Origin of the sequence: Janibacter endophyticus, assembly GCF_016888335.1 — a bacterium.
GTDB lineage: Bacteria > Actinomycetota > Actinomycetes > Actinomycetales > Dermatophilaceae > Marihabitans > Marihabitans endophyticum.
In genome coordinates this window covers 17,787-35,395 of sequence record NZ_JAFEJG010000004.1, presented here as the reverse complement: position 1 = coordinate 35,395, position 17,609 = coordinate 17,787, and the positions used below count along the sequence as shown (strand labels likewise).

Here is a 17,609-nt window from a genome sequence, read left to right as displayed (position 1 = left end):
CGCCGTGCCCGTCGAGGGGGAGGGGGGTCCTGCCCCTGAGACGCCTGGCGAGGCTGCGGTGCGGATCATGGCGAAGGTGGCGATCCCGAAGCCGGCCGCGCCGCAGGGTGGCCCTGCGGGGGTGGCGTTGGCGGATGGCCGTCCCTACACGGCGGTCAACGCGACGACGTGGTTCTGGGTCGATGAGTCCTCGTGGCAGGCCGTGAGCGACCGCGAGAGCGGTGCCGGTATGTGGGTTGAGGTCAACCTCGAGCCGACCAGGCTTCGCCTGAGCCCGGGCGACGGGTCCCCGGACGTGACCTGCACTGGCCCCGGTCGGGCCTGGACCCAGGGAACCGACCCCTTCGCGGAGGCTCCCGGCGGGTGCCACCACATCTACAAGAAGGCCGGCGACGTCAACGCCACGATCTCGATTGACTGGCACGCGACCTGGACCGCCAGCGGTGGCCAGGCCGGCGACTTCGGCACGGTGACGAGCACGACTCCGTGGTCCTTCACGGTCGTCGAGGGGCAGTCGATCGTCGAGGGATAACCCCCGTTCCGGCTCCGCAGCGGACGCCGACTCGACCCGGAAAGGGCGCCTTCTCCCAACTAGGGAGAAGGCGCCCTTCCCGTGCGCGGGTACTTCGTTGAAGCCTGCTCACGGCTGACTCGCAAGGCCCCGCAAGGGGCGAGTTGGGGAACGCAGGGAACGGGCGCGTTTCCCCCTATTTTCCGGGGGAGAACGCGCCCGTTCCCGGTGTGAGGGACGGGTCGGCGGTGCTGGGGGAACGCTTCCCGGTACGGCCCATCGAGAACTTCCTTCCGTGTCCACACGACGGAAGGAACTCGAGATGAGCGTCGCAACCCAGCTCGGGCTGAACCACCCCGACAACGAGGTGCTGGCCCTGGCTCGTGACCGGTGGGGAAAGTGGCAGAGCGAGCACCCCGCGCTCCAGGTGGTCGAGGCTCTCGACGACCTTCCGGCCTGGCTGGCCGACCAGCCCGACCGGTGCCGTGCCGACGAGGTTCTCCTGGCACTGGCGGAGCTGTCCTCGCCCGAGGGGGCAGACGACGTGGCCGCCACGGGCGCGTTGACCTGGCTCCTCCTGCCGGGGGCCATCACGGTCGCCGCGAGCCTGGACCCGATCGCTCCCCAGGTCGATGAGCTCCTGGCCGCTGCACTGTGGGTGGAGGCCCGGACCTTCCCTTGGCAACGCGGCCGGCGGGTAGCCGCGAACATCCTCATGAACGCGCGCAAGTCCGTGATGCGCGATCTCGGGCTGGGTGCCGCCTCGGGAGCCACCTGGGGTCGAAGCACCGTCGTGGATTCTCACGAGATCCAGGACCTGTGCGACCAACTGCCGGGCGATGCCGGACCCAGCCCTGAGGCCGAGCTGCGGTCGCTGCTCGATTGGGCCTGCCGCCGTGGGGTCATCACCGAGGCGGACCGGGCCTTCCTCGTCGATGTCGCCGAGGCGGCAGATCGGCACGGCACCGGCGGCGGCCGGGGGAGCGGGGGACTGCTCGGGAACACAGTCTCGGCCGAGGTCGCCGAAGGCCGCGGGGTCTCTGCTCTGACGATCCGCCGGCACACCCGTCGCTGCGTGAGTGCCATACGAGAGGCCCGCGGCGTGGATCGAATCCCCGCGTGATGAACGCCCACGCACACGTGACCGGCTTTGGGGGACAGCGAGGTGAAGACCGTGACTGATCTGGCAGAGATCGAACGACTGGTGGAGGTAGCCATGAACGAGCACCAGGCACTGCTCGACCTGGGCACCTGCATGGCGAACCTGCGTGCTGTGCAGGAGGCCAAGGCCCAGCTCGAAGAGTTCGACCCGTCGACAGTGCGCCGTGTCCTCGCCCAGCGAGATGCCACCGAGGTGAGGTGCGCGTGAGCACCGCGACCCACCGACCCGTCAGCGTCGAAGAGCTGCAGCGGGCCTTCCAGGCGGTCAAGGCTGGGACCTTCCGCCGAGACACCTCCTCGCACAGCCTCGTGGGGGCCCGTCGAGACTCGGCGAGCACCTGGGAGAGCGACCAGCCGGTCGTGCCGGTCATCTCCTGCTCCGGCGGAGCAGGAGCGACCACGACGGCCCTGGCGATCGCCACCGCCGCCGAGACCAGCCGCGTCACCGAGTGCTGCTCCGTCACCTCATCCGGCCTCTCGGCAGCCCCCACCGCCGAGCTCGGGCAGACGCCCGACGGATGGTCTCGAGGCACGAGAGGCAGCGTGCTCGTCGAGCGAGCCTCTGAGGTCTTCACCAGCCCCGACCAGGTCACCCTCCCGGCAGAACCCCCGGCCGGCTGCGAGCTGACCGTGCTGGACGTCGCCTGGGACCTGTCCGTCGTCCTCTCCTCACCGTCCTGGCTCAGCGACCAGATCCTCTCCGCGCCCGCCGTCGTCGTCGTCAGCCGCGCCACCGTCCCTGCGATGCGCCGTCTGGAAGGCGCTCTGACGCTGCTCGAAGACGGACCCACCGTGATCGCGGCCGTCATCGGCCCGCGCTGGAAGAAGTGGCCGCGGGTCCTCCAGGCCTCCATGGGCGCCCTCACGCGCCGCCTCGACGCCGACGGGCTGCTCGTCGACCTCCCGCACGACGCAGACCTCGCCCTGAACGGTCTGACCGGCCGTGCGATCCCGACACCGCTGATCAGTGCGGCGTCCCACCTGCTCCGGCTCACGGGAGCCGGGAATACCACCACGAAGGGGTAGCAACCAATGAAGTCCGCAATCGCCACCAAGGTCCTGTCCATGCCGACGGTCTGTCCGGTCGCCCCGCCCGGGGCGCAGGCACACGCCGACCAGCTCATGGGCTACGTGCTGTGGGGAATGGGCCTGCTGTTCATCCTCGGCCTCATCATCGGCGTCGGTGCCGTGGTCGCCGGTCGCGTCTTCGCGATGCCCCACGCGAGCAAGGCCGGCGTCGTCTCCCTCGTCGTCGTCTTCGTCGCGGTGATCGGCTACCTCATCCTTCCGGGGATCCTCGAGTCGATGACCGGGTCTGGCTGCGTCTGATGGCTGGGGGAGCAGAGACCAACGCCCAGGCCTGGAGCCGGCGGCGACTGCTGGCCGTCCTGGCCGGCGGCGTTGCTGCTGCTCTCCTGATCCTGGCCGGCCTGGGGTTCGCGGTTCACTACGCCCTCCAGCCCGCTGACGCGGCGGGAGACGACATCGACCCGTCCGCCCCTGTGGCCTCCGCGCGAGGAGAGGAGCACCGCGACCAGATCGCGGCCGCGCCCATGCTCCAGGCCGCCCCGGAGGACGCGCGAGAGGGAGAGCCCTCGACCACGCCCGGAGAGAGCATGACTGTGCCCGCGCCGACGAAGGCCGGACCCGCGGAGATCCCGACAGGGTTCCCCAAGACGCCCGCGGGTGCCGTCGGTCAGCTCTCGACGATCGTGACCGCCGTCTTGCAGGGAATGTCCATCGACCACACCCATGTGGTGCACCAGCAGTGGTCCATGCCGGGGGCGCCCCCGGCATCGCAGTGGCGCATGACGAAGAACGTCGCGGCCTTCCTGTCCAGCTCTGGCCAGCAGGGTCAGGCCAAGGCGCCCACGGTCTCGGTGACGGCACGACCCCTGGCTGGCCAGGTCAAGGGAACCGACGGCCCCGATTGGGTCCTGGCCTGCGTCCTGGTCGATGTGCAGGCCGTGGTCGCCACGCAGTCCCGCATCGCCTACGGACACTGCGAACGCATGCAGTGGGCGCATGACCGCTGGATGATCGCGCCCGGCCCCGAGCCGGCCCCGGCTCCCTCCACCTGGCCCGGCACCGATCTGGCCCACGAGGCCGGATGGCGTACCTGGATCGACGATCAGGCAGGGCGCTGAGCCATGATCCCGCTGCCCAACCCCTTCGACTACCTCGGCACCGCCGCGGGCAAGGTCGCAGCCGACGCCTGGACGGCAGCCTGCCTGGGCATCTTCAACGCCGGCATGTGGCTGCTCAAGGTCGCCCTGAGCATCGTCGACTTCTTCACCACGCCTGACATCAGCGAGGGCGGGCCGGGCCGAGAGGTCTACGAGAGCACCTTCTGGATCGCCGTCACGCTCATGCTCATCCTCACCCTGGCCCAGCTCGGGATCTCGGCCTTCCGGCGCGACGGGAAGAACTTCGCGCAGGTCCTCATCGGCACGGGGCAGTTCATCATGATCTGGGTCGGATGGCTCGCCTACGGCGCGACCGTCATCGCCGCCTGCGGCGGCCTGACCAAGGCCTTGATGCACCGCCTGCTGCACATCAACAAGTGGGTGCAGTTCGAGCCGCTGGGCACCCAGCTCTCACCCAAGGACGTCACCGACGGGACGATCGCCACGGTGCTGGCCATCCTCGGGCTGATGATGGTCCTCGCGGCGATCGGTCACATCCTGGTCATGCTCACCAGGGCTGGGGCGCTGATCATCCTTGCTGCCACCACCCCGATCTCAGCGGCAGGTCTGAGCACGGAGTTCGGCCGCAGCTGGTTCTGGAAGTCCTTCCGGTGGTTCCACGCTGCCGCGCTGACGCCGGTACTGATGGTGCTGGTCCTGGGCATCGGGGTCCAGCTCACCGCGGGAGCCACAACGGGACTGACCGACGACCTTCAGAAGTCCATCGGGACCGCCATCCCCGGTGTACTGCTCATCCTCATGGCGTGCTTCTGCCCGCTGGCCCTCTTCAAGCTCCTGGCCTTCACCGATCCCGGCACGACCTCCGGGGCAGCCATGCGAGCAGGCATGGCCGCACAGGGCGGGATCGGTGGCCTCCTCGGCGGCAGCCAGTCCGGGAGCACCACCTCGGCAGCAGCAGCCAGCGACGGCCAGGGCCGCTCCCAGGGCGAGTCCTCCGCAGAGGACGCGACCGCGGGACGTTTCAGCAGCAGCAGCGGCGACAGCGGCAGCAGCGGCGGCGACAGCGGCGGAGGACCCACTGGCCTCTTGGGCAAGATCGGCGCGGCAGCGGGCCCCGTCGGTCAGGCCGCAGCGACCGGGCTGGGTTTCGCAAGCAATCTCGGGAACAAGGCCGCGACCATCGGTGCCGACCTGTCCAACCAGATGGGCGTCGGGCACAACCAGTACGTCCCCGACTTCAGCTCGCCCTCACGGCGGGCCGGCGGCTCCTCGAAGGAGGACGGCAACCCCGCCGTCAACGGCTCCGGTCCTTCCTCGCCGGACGCCGACCAGGGACAGAGCGGCTCGCCGACACCCCCGATGCCCACGCCCCCTGCGCCTTCGATGCCGTCAGCGGCACCCACGACCGGTGGGGGCGGTGGAGCCGCTGCCGCAGGTGGGGGCGCGACCCCGCCCCCCGTGGTCTAAGACAGATAAGGAACCCACGACATGGCCACCATCTACTCGGACTACTCACGAGCTCGTCTGGGCTTCATCTTCGGCTTCTCCGGCTGGCAGGTGAGCGTGGTCGCGCTGACCTTCCTGCCCATCGCGGGAGCGGTCAGTGTCGGCGCGTGGCGTTCGGTCGCCCTGTTCGGCGTCCTCTGGCTGGCCGTCAGCGCGCTGACCCTGACCCCCGTGCGGGGGCGGTCCGCGGTGGGCTGGCTGCACGCCGCACTGACCTTCGCGTTCGGTGGGCTGACCGGCTGGACGAGCTTCCGCGCGAAGGCGACGAGCGGCAAGACCGACAACCTCGACGAGCCGGACCTGCCGGGGGTGCTCCAAGGGGTGACAATCCACGACGGCCCGCCTCAGGGCGCGACGTTCTCTCGGATCGCCATCATCCAGGACCACCGTGCCCGTACCTGGGCGTTGACCGCAGCCATCGTTCACCCCGGCATCGGGCTCTCCGAGGCCGAGGTCAGAGAGCGTCACGGCCATGGGCTGAGCGAGCTGATCGACCTCGCAGCCCGCACCGAGATGATCGACGAGATCCTCTTCCTGGTTCGGACCGTCCCCGAGGACGGGGCCGAACGCAACCAGTGGATCGCCCGGCACCGCCGAGCAGACGGACCCTCCGTCGCCCGCAGGATCAACGACGAGATCCAGGCCAACCTCACCCGGGCCAGCGTGCGCAGCGAGGCCTTCGTGACCTTCGTCGTCCCCGAGGGCCGGCTCGCCCGAGACGCCAAGGAGTCAGGCGGTGGCCTCGACGGCCGGGCCAGGGTGCTCTACAGCCTCGCGGGCGAGCTCGAGGCCCAGCTGCGCGGAGGCATGGGCATGACGAGCGTGAACTGGCTGACCAGCCCCGAGCTGGCGCTGGCCTGCCGCACAGGGTTCGCGCCGGGGGACCGGGCCACGATCATCGACGCCCTCGCCGAGAAGGAGTCCAACCCGGAGGTCAACGCCGAGGTCCCGTGGGCCATGGCCGGCCCCTCCGGCGCCGACCCTGTCGCCCGGCACTACAGCCACGACGCCTGGAACTCGATCTCCTCGACGATCAAGCTCCCCGCCAAGGGGGCGTTGATGGGCTCCCTGGCGGGTGTCCTGACGCCCACCGAGCCCGGAGAGCGCCGCAGCTTCACGGTCGCCTACCCGATCCTGTCCCAGGCAGCAGCCCAGCGGCAGAGTGCCACCAGCGAGTGGGCAGCCGACATCGGTGAGGAGCTGAACAACCGGGCCCGGCGCAAGCAGCGGGCCAGCTCCCGCGCCGAGGCCGAGAAGGTCCGCGGACTCGACGCCAAGATCGCCCGAGGCAACGCACTGACCCGGCCCTACGCGGTCTGCACCGTCACCGTGCCCAAGACCCAACGAGTGGCCGGTTTCGGCCGCAACCTCGACGCCTCGATCCGTCGCGCCGGGTTCGCCCCCCTTCGTCTCGACCTCGCCCAGGACGTGGCCTTCGCCGCCACCAACGTCCCCCTGGGCGTCTCCCTGACCCGAAAGGCCAACTGATGAGCAGCAAGGTCCAAGGCCGCGACATGTCCCGCCTCCTGGCCGACTTCGGCCACGACCTTCCCGCGGTGCCCGCGGCGCCGGAAGCGATCAAGGAGGGCCGGCTCTTCCGCCACGCCCCCCGACGCGGAGTGCGCGCCCGCGGACGCGGGTGGGCGCCAGCCTCGGCGCCAGTCTCGACGTGGCGGATGACCTCAGACCAGGCCCCCGTGTACTGGCCGTTCATCTCCAGCCCTGGTCTGCCCCCGACCGGGGCGCAGATGGGCATCGACGTCCTCTCCGGTGGCTCGTTCTTCGCCGACCCGCTGGGGTGGGTCCTCAACGACGAGATCTCGGTGACCAACCCGAATATCTTCAGCTTCGGCAAGCCCGGCCGCGGCAAGTCCGCGACGACCAAGGCTTTCTGCCTGCGGATGATGGACTTTGGTTACCGGGTCCTGGTGATCGGCGACCCCAAGGACGAGTACGAGGCCCTGTGCCGCTTCTTCGGCGTCGAGCCCTTCGTCATCGGCCAAGGGCTGTCCACCCGGATCAACCCCCTCTCGTTCGGGCCGCTGCTCAGCGATTGGGAGAAGCTGCCCGCCGACCAGGCGCAGGCCCGTGCCGCGATCGTCTTCGCGCGCTGGCTGACGCTGGTTCGGGGTCTGGTCGGCTCCCAGCGCATCGGAGAGCGGCACGTCCCCTTCGGTCCCACCGAGGAGACCGTCGTGCAGGCCGCGCTGGGCTATCTGACCGGCTACTCCAAGGGCAGCTCGCGGCTGCGCGAGACGACCATCCCCGAGCTGTGGGCCGCGCTGAACGACCCCACCGACGAGCTGATCCGGGACTGCCGGTACTCCGGTGAGCGTCAGTTCCTCGACGACACCCGGCTCCTGCGTGACGCGCTGGCTCAGCTGGTCAAGGGAGCCCTGGCCGGCCTCTTCGACGACCACACCACCATCGACGTCGACTGGTCCGCTCCGATCCAGTCCCTGAGCCTGTCCCGGCTCGAACCCCTGGGTGATGAGGCCGTCGGGGTCGCCCTGACCTGCCTGAACTCGTGGGGCAGGGGGATGCGCGAGATGAGCGCGCCGGGTGATGTGCGCATCGTCGTGCGCGACGAGTCGTGGAAGCAGCTGCGGCTCGGGCCCGAGGCGGTCAAGTCCTTCGACGCCGACCTTCGCCTCTCTCGCAGCAGCGGCGACATCCAGTTCGCGGTGGCGCACAAGCCCTCCGACATGCTCAGCGCCGGAGACACCGGCTCCCAGGCGGTGGCGATCGCCAAGGACCTCCTGCACCTGGCCGACATCAAGATCCTCCACGGGCAGGACCTCGGCGTCGCGGAGGAGCTGGAGAAGATGCTCGGCCTGGGCCCGCTCTCGCGCGACGTCGTCACCCGATGGGCCATGCAGGGCAAGGGTCGGGCGCTGTGGTGCGTCGGCGACCAGAACTACAAGGTGCAGACGGTCCTGCACCCCGTCGAGCAGGACCTGACGTACACCAACGAGGCCATCAAGGGCGCCGCCTGAGCCATGAAGAAGGTCGCTCTCCTCCTCGTGCCGCTGATGGTCTTCGTGGGCGTACCCCTGGGGCTGATGCTCATGGTCGCCGCGGTCAGCGCGCCCGCGGCCGCCGAGGAGCTGCGGGCCGTCGAGTGCGAAGGGGTCATCCCGGCCACGGGGCAGTGGCGGCCACCGTTCCAGCAGGCCTACGCGGTCAGCGCCCGCGGGTTCGGCAACGAGTTCCACCCGATCTACCAGCAGTGGCGGATGCACTCCGGGCAAGACCTGGTCTCCCTGCCCGGCCCCGGCCCGGTGGTCTCTGTCGGTGACGGGAGAGTCGCGTTCTCAGGGGTCATGGGCGGCTACGGCAACGTCGTCGACGTCGAGCACGCCGGCGGCGTGGTCAGCCGGTACGCGCACCTGGCCAACCTCGACGTCACCAAGGGCCAGGCCGTCGCGGCGGGCGCCCGGCTGGGGATGGAAGGGACCACCGGGACCAGCACCGGCAACCACCTCCACTTCGAGATCCGCGTCAACGGCTCGCCCGTCGACCCGGCGGCCTGGATGCTCGAGCGGGGCGCACCGCTGAACGGCAAGGCCGTCGCACCGAGCAAGGCGACCAGCGCCGAGGCGGTGCCCGCGGGAGTTGCCGAGGGAGGCGTGGCCCCCTTCGACCTCCCAGCCCCCGGCACGCCACGACAGGCGTCCCTGCAGAACAAGCCGCAGAGCATCCCGGCCAGCATCAAGACGCTCTACGTCGCGGCCGCCAAGCGGTACAAGATCCCCTGGACCCTGCTCGCCGGGATCGGGATGGAAGAGACCAACCACGGACGCAACACCGCCACCTCCTCGGCCGGCGCCCAGGGGCTCATGCAGTTCATGCCAGCCACCTTCGCCTCCATGGGCGTCGACGGAGACGGCGATGGTCGAGCCGACATCCACAACGACGCCGACAGCGTCTTCTCGGCCGCGAACTACCTCGTGAAGTCCGGCGTGACAGGCGGCGAGGCCGGGGTGCGCGAGGCGCTGTGGGCCTACAACCACGCCGACTGGTACGTCAACGACGTCCTCTACTACGCCCAGGCCTACGGCGGTGGTCAGGTGCTCGGGGGAGGGCAGAGCTGCACCGCGACCGGCGAGGGCAACCCCGACCTGCCGCCGCTCTCCGACTCGCGCACCCAGCAGGTCCTGACCTGGGCGGCCAGCCAGGACGGAGACTCCTACCGCATGGGAGCCAACGGCCCCGACGCCTGGGACTGCTCCTCCTTCACCCAGGCTGCGTTCGCCCGGATCGGCGTGAGCATGCCCAGAACCGCGCAGGACCAGCGGGACTGGCTCGCTAAGGGCAACGGCTACCGAGTCCAGCCAGGGCAGGAAAGGCCCGGCGATCTGATCTTCTACGACTCCTACCGAGGGCCCTCGCTGATCGGACACGTCGCGATCGTGTGGGACCCGGCCAAGCAGACCACCGTCGAGGCCAGCTCGTCCTCCCGCGGAGTCGGGCACTTCTCCTACGCCGGCAAGGCCGAGACCAAGCCGCTCTTCGAGATATGGCGCGTCGGCAACGTCTCCGACAAGCCCACCACCAAGGCCTGAACGCTCACCGCCGACCTCGCGGCTTTCGGAGGTGGAAGGGAGAGACGCATGCAGCGTTCACGACGCACCAACCCGTACCCGCTCACCTGGGAGATCCCCGTCGGGATCGTCCTGGGTGTCCTGCTCCTGCTGCTGCTCGGCGTCCACGCCGGGCGCGCCCTGGCCAACCTTCTCGCCGGGGCAGGCCTGACCCTCACTCCCCGTGAGGCGCTCCTGACCGGGGTCCCCGGGCTCCTGGCGGGCGATGCCGCGGCAGGGCTCCAGCCGCGCCCAGGGCGCGTGGCCGGCGCAGGGTTGCTGTGGCTTTGCGTCCTCGTCGTCCAGACCCTCAACCTGCTGCTCATCGCGTGGGGGTCGCGCATCGCGTGGCAGCGCTGGGGACCGGGCCGAGTCGAAGGAGTCGCCACCCGAGGCGAGCTCGACCAGCTCCTCGGCCTTGGGCGGCTGCGCAAGGTCGCCCCCGTCGTGCGACCCGACCTCTACGGAAAGGCAGACAGATGAGGAAGTTCGACCCCCGCGCCGTCGGATGGAACCTCGGCACCGGCGAGCACCCACGCCGCGGGCAGCTCTGGATCCCCTGGGACCGCACCGCCGGGGTGATCGGGCCCCAGGGCAGCGGCAAGACCCTCGACGCCCTGGTCCCGGCCCTGCTCGGTGCGCCCGGCGCGGCCCTGGTGACCCTGACCAAGGTCGACGACCTGCTGCTGACGTTCACCGCCCGATCGCAGGACGAGCGGCCCTGCGTCGTGCTCGACCCCTTCGGCCTGGCCGAAGGCCTGCCCGAGCTCGTATGGGACCCGATCGAGGGCTGCGTGGACTCGATGGTCGCCGAGCGTCGCGCCAAGGCCTTCACCGCGGGCACCATCAAAGGCGCCCAGGAAGGTGGTCACGAAGACTCTGCCGCGCGCTTCTACGCCGCAGAGGCCGCCAAGGTGCTCCAGGCCTACTTCCACGCCGCCGCACTGACCGGCCGCACCCTCGAGGACGTCCTGCGGTGGGTGGCCAACCCCCTCAGCTCCACCGAGCCAGCAGAGATTCTGCGCGAGCACCCGCACGCGGCCCCCTTCTGGCACGGGCTCCTCCACGGAGCCCTCAACGGCGACGACCGAACCGCAGGCAACACCGTCACTAGCGTCCAGCAGGCCATGAGCCTCTTCTTCCAGGAGCCGATCCGGAAACGCTGCGTGCCCGGACCCGGCCGGGCCGCGACCGACATCGCCGAGATCATCCGCCGCGGCGGCACGATCTACCTCCTCGGACGAGAGGACCCCTACGCCTCAGCCTCACCTCTGATGACCGCGGTCACCGAGCACGTCCTCGACACCGCCCTGGCCGCAGCCAACAACTCACCCTGGGGCCGGCTCTGCCCCCCGATGCTCGCCTGCCTCGACGAGCTCCCATCCACCGCTCCACTGCCGACCCTGCGCACCCGCATGGCTAACGAGAGAGCCCTCGGACTCTCCTTCATCTGGGCCGCACAGACCCGCTCCCAGCTGACCTCGATCTTCGGAGAGCAAGGAGCCGGCGCGCTGATCCAGCTCACCAACAACCTCGTCGTCTTTGGCGGCAGCAAGGACAAGAACTTCAACCAGGAGATCTCCGACCTCCTGGGCAACACGCGCGTCTCCCGCAAGAACTGGCAGACCGGAAAGACGGACGGACGGACCTACTCCGGCGAGGACATCCCCATCCTCACCGGGGCCGAGCTGCGCCAGCTGAAGGAACGCACTGCGCTGGTCATCGCCGAGAACAGCAAGGCGATCATCGCCCGGGTGCACCGCAGCATCGACGGCAAGGCAGGCAAAGCCCTCCTTGCAGAGCAGAAGAACCTGCGCGACCACCTCGCCGCCGGGCGGCGCATGGTCGTCACCCCCGAGGCCCGCGCCACCGCCGCGCTCGTGCACGCAAGACGCCACGGACTCACCGCCGACGCGCCCACCGGGCACGAGTGGATCTGACCATGACCGACCCCAGCCGCCAACCCCCTTCGCCCTCCCCGCTCGTCCTGGACTTCCCCGACCCAGGCCAACGCATCGAGCACGCATACCGTGAACTCCACTTGGCCCAGCACGGGACCGCAGAGCAGAAGGCAGTCCTCGGCTCGCTCGAAGCCCTGCCCCGACCCTGGGACCCCGCTAGCGTCAAGGAACCCCGCCAACGGCGAGAACTGTGGGCCTGGCTGGAGGCGTTCGTGTCCTGGCTCAACCACGAGCACACCTGGGACGTCGGAGCCGTCGTCCCCCTGTGCTGGCCCCTCCACCCCCACCTTGTCCACGAGATCGCCGTCCTGGCCGACCAACGCAGACGAGCCGGCAAAGCCCTGACCAGCGACGCGCTCGAGGAGTGGCACCGCTACGCCCTGCCAGCCTTCGTCGACCGCATGAAACTCCGACTCAAGAGCCACTGCGAAGAACGCCACCAGGAATGGCCCGGCCGTGCCCGCCACACCAGGCACGTCAGCGATGAGCAGCGCCACCGACGAGAACGGCTCTACCTCCAAGACGAAGCCACCCGCAGGTCCACAGGCCCAGAGCCGCTCAGCACCGGGCCACGACTCCAGCTCGTCGACCGCGAGACCGGAGAGGTCCACGACTAAACGGCTTTGACCAGTCGCCTCCCTGGCGTCACGGTTCAGCACTCACCAGACCCCTAGATCACCTCCTGATCGCACGGCTGCCACGGTCGAGAGATGCGGTAGCGAGCATGCCTGTCCGACCCGGTCGATACTCTCGCCGGGTGTGCACGGTGAGGCCGTCATGACTCTGGCCCTGGAGGAGTCCCTGGTGAAGTCCCGCGATCGGGTCAAGGCATACGGCGAGGTGTTCACGCCGCGTCACATGGTCGAGCAGATGATCGACATCGTCGCCGAGGACATCGAGGCCGTCGACAAGACGGTGCTCGAGCCGGCGGCCGGCGACGGGAACTTCCTCGTGGCGATCCTGGAACGCAAGCTGCGGACCGTCGAGTCAACCAGCGAGCCGAGTCTGCGACCGCAGGAGTCGTTGTTCGCCCTGGCTTCGATCTACGGGATCGAGCTGCTCGAGGACAACCACGCGGACGCACGTGCCGCGATGCTCGAGACCTTCTTGGACTTCCACCGGCGTCAAGGCACTCCGTGCGACGCGGGCACCGATCTGCACCGGGCGGCGGCTTTCCTTCTCGACACCAACATCGTGCGCGGCAACACCCTCACCGGTCTGGACCCCGACGGTCAGGAGGTCCAGCTCTCCTGGTGGACCCGCTCGACCGAGACGCCCGGTCACGTCCTGCGCGAGCCCTTCACGCTCAACTCGCTGCGCGAGAGCGCGATGTTCGACTTCACTGCCTACGAGAGCTACGCGCCGTGCGCGATCGAGCAGGTCCACCAGGAGGTCCGGGCGTGAACACCCCAAAGATCAGCACCTTCCGCGAGATCACCCCGCTGATCTACTCCTGGCGTACCCCTGACGTGCCCAAGTACGCGGGCTGGGAGAAGATCGGCTACACCGAGCAGGAGAGCGCCGACGCGCGCATCGCGCAGCAGGCCTCGCAACTTGCGATCGCCAAGGAGCGCCTCTGGGCCCGACGGGCGCTGTTCACCTCCGAGGCCGGCGGCCGGTTCACCGACCACGACTTCCACACCTATCTCCAGCAGCAGGGCATCACCCGGGAGCTCGACCCGCGCACCGAGTGGCACGACTTCAACGGCACCGCCAAGACCTCGCTGGAGTACTTCAACTCTTTCGCTGGCCAGGACTACTCCGACCTTCAGACCGGTGGGCAGGACGACTACACCCTGCGGCCAGAGCAGCAGGCTGCGGTCGACCAGGCGATCGCTGCGTTCGACGCCGGTCACGACGAGGTGCTGTGGAACGCCAAGCCCCGCTTCGGCAAGACCCTGACCACCTACGACCTGATGCGCCGGCTGGACGCACGCCGCGTCCTGGTGGTCACCAACCGGCCGGCCATCGCCAACAGCTGGTTCGACGACTTCGAGCGCTTCATCGGCCACCAGACCGCGTACAAGTTCGTCAGCGAGTCCGCCTCCCTGGCTGAGCGGTCGCCGATGTCCCGCGAGCAGTGGCGCGCCTACTCGCTCCACCAGCAGGACGAGGACCCCCGCATCATCGAGTTCGTCTCGCTGCAGGACCTGAAGGGGTCCGCCTACTTCGGGGGCGAGTTCAAGAAGCTCAAGCACATCGCCGACTTCGAGTGGGACCTGCTCGTCATCGACGAGTCGCACGAAGGCGTCGACACCACCAAGACCGACGTCGCCTTCAACCAGATCAAGCGGCCCCGCACGCTGCACCTCTCGGGCACGCCGTTCAAGGCGCTGGCCAAGGGCACGTTCTCGCAGGAGCAGATCTTCAACTGGACCTACGAGGACGAGCAGACCGCCAAGGACACCTGGCCAGCAACGGGGGAGGAGAACCCCTACACGGCGCTGCCGACGCTCAACCTGCTGACCTACCAGCTCTCCCGGATGATCAGCGACCGGCTGGCCGAGGGCGTGGCCATCGACGAGGACGAGGACAGTGTCGACTTCACCTTCGACCTGTCCGAGTTCTTCGCCACCAAGGACAACGGGTACTTCGAGTACGAGGCCGAGGTCATCAAGTTCCTGGACCGGCTCACCGAGAACGAGAAGTACCCGTTCTCCACGCCCGAGCTGCGCGACGAGATCCGGCACTCGCTCTGGCTGCTCAACCGCGTCGCCTCCGCCAAGGCTCTGGAGCGACTGCTCAAGAAGCACCCGACCTTCAAGGACTACACGGTGGTGCTCGCCGCCGGCGACGGCAAGACCGAGGACGACGGTGACGCGATCGCCGTGGGCAAGTCGCTGAGCAGGGTCCGCAGGGCCATCGCGGAGGCTGAGAAGGTCGGCGGCAAGACCATCACCCTCTCGGTCGGTCAGCTGACCACCGGCGTGACCGTGCCCGAGTGGACGGCCGTGATCATGCTCTCGAACATCGCCTCGCCGGCGCTGTACATGCAGGCGGCCTTCCGGGCTCAGAACCCGCACACCTTCGAGCGGGGCGGCACCGTGCTGCAGAAGAAGAACGCCTACATCTTCGACTTCGCCCCCGAGCGCACCCTGACGATCTTCGACGAGTTCGCCAACAACCTCGGCCAGGACTCCACCGGCAACCCGACCCTGCGCCGGGAGAACATCCGGCACCTGCTGAACTTCTTCCCGGTCATCGGCGAGGACTCCGAGGGTCGGATGATCGAGCTCGACGCCGCCCAGGTGCTGACCTTCCCGCAGGTCTTCAAGGCCCGCGAGGTCGTACGCCGGGGCTTCCTGTCGAACCTGCTGTTCGACAACGTCGCTGGCATCTTCCGCTACTCCGAGCAGGTCAAGGAGATCCTCGACAAGCTCCCGGTCGCCAAGCAGCAGAAGCTCGTCAAGCCCGACGCCATCGAGATCCCGCAGCCTCCGCCGGTCACCGACCCGCAGGGCAACGTCCAGGTCGACTACGCGACCGTCATCGCGCCGAAGGTGGCCGCGCTGGGCCCACCTGTGTGGAGCGTCGAGAGCATCCCGACGGTCGCACCAGACACGAAGGCCTCCAAAGCCGCCGACCTCCTCGCCAAGGCCGTCACCGAGCAGAGCCGTCCTCACCGTCAGGAGCTGCAGCAGGAGTACGGCCTCTCCGCCAAGCAGGTCGAGCGCGACGAGAAGAGCACCGAACAGCTCGTCCGCGGCAAGGTCGAGCGCGCCTACGCCGACTACGGGATCGCAGCCAAGCACCTCGAGGACGAGCGCCAGGCCGCGGCGACGGAGGCCGAGGCGGTCGCTATCGAGGCCAGGAAGGCCGAGCACGACGCCGGCTTCCAGAAGCAGATCGCCGCGATCGTCGCCAAGTCCATCGAGGACGTCACCCCGCAGGTCGTGGAGCGGGAGGAGGTCCGCGAGCGGCAGCGCCGGGCCAACCAGACGATGGACGAGACCCGCGAGCGGCTGCGCGGCTTCGCCCGCACCATCCCGATGTTCCTCATGGCCTACGGCACGCGCGACATGACGTTGGCCAACTTCGTCGACCATACCCCCGACGAGGTATTCGAGGAGATCACCGGCATCACCGAGGCCGAGTTTCGCCTGCTGCGCGACGGCCAGGAAGTCACCCACGAGGACGGACGGGTGGAGAAGATCCCCGGCCTGTTCGACGAGGCGGTCTTCGACCAGTCCATCCAGGAGTTCCTCACCAAGAAGGAAGAACTCGCCGACTACTTCGACGACACTCTGACCGAGGACATCTTCGCCTACATCCCGCGGCAGAAGACCTCGCTGGTCTTCACCCCGAAGCCCGTCGTGACCCAGATGGTCGACGTCCTCGAGGCCGAAAACCCGGGCATCTTCTCCGACCCGGACAAGACCTTCGCCGACCTCTTCTCAACCGCGGGACTCTTTCTCATGGAGCTCGTCCGACGGCTCGACACCGGCCTCGCCGAGAAGATCCCCGACCAGGACGAGCGTCTGCGGCACATCCTGACCAAGCAGATCTTCGAGATGAGCCACAACGAGATCCTGCACACGATCACCCTCGAGGCAGTCTCCGGCGGCATCGCCGAGCGCCGGCGCTGGCTCGAGGAGTCTGGCCACTTCCGGGTCGGCAACCTCGCCCGGATGGCCTCCGGCGAGCGCCAGCAGCTGGCCGACGACATGCTCACCGAAGGAGCCTGACCATGGGCAAGAAGTTCGACGTCGTCATCGGCAACCCGCCGTACCAGGAGGAGGCCCAGGGGAGCGGTACCCGAGACACGCCGGTCTACCACCTCTTCATGGACGCGGCCTACGAGATCGGCGTGAAGGCGGTGCTGATCACCCCGGCGCGCTTCCTCTTCAATGCAGGTTTCACCCCAAAGGCCTGGAACGTGAAGATGCTGGCCGACCAGCACCTCAGCGTGGCCCACTACGAGTCCGACTCCAAGAAGCTCTTCCCCGGCCTGACCGATCCGATCAAGGGCGGGATCGCAGTCACCTACCGCGACTCCGAAAGCACCCTCGGACCCATCGGCTCCTTCGCCAAGCACCCCGAGCTCAGCACCATCCTGAGCAAGGTGGACTCCATCGGCGGCCCGCCGCTCGAGAAGGCCGGGATCACCAGCTCACGTTCGTACCGCTACACGGACAAGCTCTACGAAGATCACCCCGATGCCCGCGCCCTCCGACCCGAGGGGAACGCGGCTCTGGTGAACACCAACACCTTTGAGCAGTTCTCGTCGCTCTTCTCAGGGGGGGAGCTGGCGGCGGACGATCACGTGGCGCTCCTGGGTGTCATCAAGAACCGGCGGCACTACCGCTGGATCCGCCGTGACTACCTGACGGGCCCGGACAGCTTCGACAAGTACAAGGTCGCGGTCCCTGCCGCGAACGGCTCGGGGTCGACCACCGACTTCTTCGGAGTCGCCCTGAACAACCCCACCGTGCTGGGCCCCGGCGTCGGCGTGACCCAGACCTTCCTGACGATCGGTTCGTTCGACAACGAGGACGAGGCGCAGGCGTGCCTGAAGTACGTCAGCACTAAGTTCGCCCGCGCGATGCTGGGCGTCCTCAAGGCCACCCAGCACAACCCCGCCTCGACCTGGAAGCACGTCCCGCTCCAGGACTTCACGGCTGCGTCCGATATCGACTGGTCCAAGCCCATCCCTGAGATCGACCAACAGCTCTACGCCAAATACGGGCTCGATGCCGACGAGATCGCCTTCGTCGAGGAGAAGGTCACCGCGATGGCTTGA

At 68.7% G+C, this 17,609-nt stretch carries 16 protein-coding genes; all 16 read left to right on the top strand.

Annotation, left to right across the window (positions count from 1 at the left end):
* Positions 1-76: 76 nt before the first annotated feature.
* The 16 genes from JNO54_RS00165 (at position 77) to JNO54_RS00090 (ending at position 17,609) form a co-directional block, all read left to right on the top strand.
* Entirely contained in the window at positions 77-532 is a 456-nt protein-coding gene (locus JNO54_RS00165; protein WP_204142067.1) for a hypothetical protein, read from the top strand.
* A 301-nt stretch (positions 533-833) separates the two neighbouring features.
* The gene (locus JNO54_RS00160; protein WP_204142066.1) at positions 834-1,634 is read left to right on the top strand and encodes a hypothetical protein; all 801 of its coding nucleotides are present in this window, start codon (positions 834-836) and stop codon (positions 1,632-1,634) included.
* Between the two features lie 42 nt (positions 1,635-1,676).
* Positions 1,677-1,880, top strand: a complete 204-nt coding sequence (locus JNO54_RS00155) for a hypothetical protein (RefSeq protein ID WP_204142065.1) — start codon at positions 1,677-1,679, stop codon at positions 1,878-1,880.
* On the top strand, positions 1,877-2,698 hold the full coding sequence (locus JNO54_RS00150; protein ID WP_204142064.1) for a hypothetical protein: 822 nt from the start codon (positions 1,877-1,879) through the stop codon (positions 2,696-2,698). Before JNO54_RS00155 ends, JNO54_RS00150 begins: the two co-directional genes overlap by 4 nt.
* 39 nt (positions 2,699-2,737) lie before the next feature.
* On the top strand, positions 2,738-3,001 hold the full coding sequence (locus JNO54_RS00145; protein WP_233703125.1) for a hypothetical protein: 264 nt from the start codon (positions 2,738-2,740) through the stop codon (positions 2,999-3,001).
* Between the two features lie 287 nt (positions 3,002-3,288).
* Positions 3,289-3,819, top strand: coding sequence for a hypothetical protein (locus JNO54_RS00140; RefSeq protein WP_204142062.1), 531 nt, complete (start codon positions 3,289-3,291; stop codon positions 3,817-3,819).
* A gap of 3 nt (positions 3,820-3,822) precedes the next feature.
* A complete protein-coding gene (locus JNO54_RS00135; protein ID WP_204142061.1) occupies positions 3,823-5,286 on the top strand; it encodes a TrbL/VirB6 family protein in 1,464 nt (487 codons plus the stop codon).
* A gap of 21 nt (positions 5,287-5,307) precedes the next feature.
* The gene (locus JNO54_RS00130) at positions 5,308-6,813 is read left to right on the top strand and encodes an SCO6880 family protein (RefSeq protein ID WP_204142060.1); all 1,506 of its coding nucleotides are present in this window, start codon (positions 5,308-5,310) and stop codon (positions 6,811-6,813) included.
* The gene (locus tag JNO54_RS00125) at positions 6,813-8,321 is read left to right on the top strand and encodes a putative type IV secretion/conjugal transfer ATPase (RefSeq protein ID WP_204142059.1); all 1,509 of its coding nucleotides are present in this window, start codon (positions 6,813-6,815) and stop codon (positions 8,319-8,321) included. Before JNO54_RS00130 ends, JNO54_RS00125 begins: the two co-directional genes overlap by 1 nt.
* Positions 8,322-8,324: 3 nt before the next feature.
* On the top strand, positions 8,325-9,890 hold the full coding sequence (locus JNO54_RS00120) for a peptidoglycan DD-metalloendopeptidase family protein (RefSeq protein WP_204142058.1): 1,566 nt from the start codon (positions 8,325-8,327) through the stop codon (positions 9,888-9,890).
* A gap of 48 nt (positions 9,891-9,938) precedes the next feature.
* On the top strand, positions 9,939-10,391 hold the full coding sequence (locus JNO54_RS00115) for a hypothetical protein (RefSeq protein ID WP_204142057.1): 453 nt from the start codon (positions 9,939-9,941) through the stop codon (positions 10,389-10,391).
* Complete coding sequence (locus JNO54_RS00110) at positions 10,388-11,848, top strand: type IV secretory system conjugative DNA transfer family protein (RefSeq protein WP_204142056.1); 1,461 nt, start codon at positions 10,388-10,390, stop codon at positions 11,846-11,848. The genes JNO54_RS00115 and JNO54_RS00110 overlap by 4 nt, the downstream gene beginning before the upstream one ends.
* Positions 11,849-11,850: 2 nt before the next feature.
* The gene (locus JNO54_RS00105) at positions 11,851-12,486 is read left to right on the top strand and encodes a hypothetical protein (protein ID WP_204142055.1); all 636 of its coding nucleotides are present in this window, start codon (positions 11,851-11,853) and stop codon (positions 12,484-12,486) included.
* A 160-nt stretch (positions 12,487-12,646) separates the two neighbouring features.
* Positions 12,647-13,273, top strand: coding sequence for an N-6 DNA methylase (locus tag JNO54_RS00100; protein ID WP_204142054.1), 627 nt, complete (start codon positions 12,647-12,649; stop codon positions 13,271-13,273).
* On the top strand, positions 13,270-16,554 hold the full coding sequence (locus JNO54_RS00095; protein ID WP_204142053.1) for a DEAD/DEAH box helicase: 3,285 nt from the start codon (positions 13,270-13,272) through the stop codon (positions 16,552-16,554). Before JNO54_RS00100 ends, JNO54_RS00095 begins: the two co-directional genes overlap by 4 nt.
* A gap of 2 nt (positions 16,555-16,556) precedes the next feature.
* Entirely contained in the window at positions 16,557-17,609 is a 1,053-nt protein-coding gene (locus tag JNO54_RS00090; RefSeq protein WP_204142052.1) for an Eco57I restriction-modification methylase domain-containing protein, read from the top strand.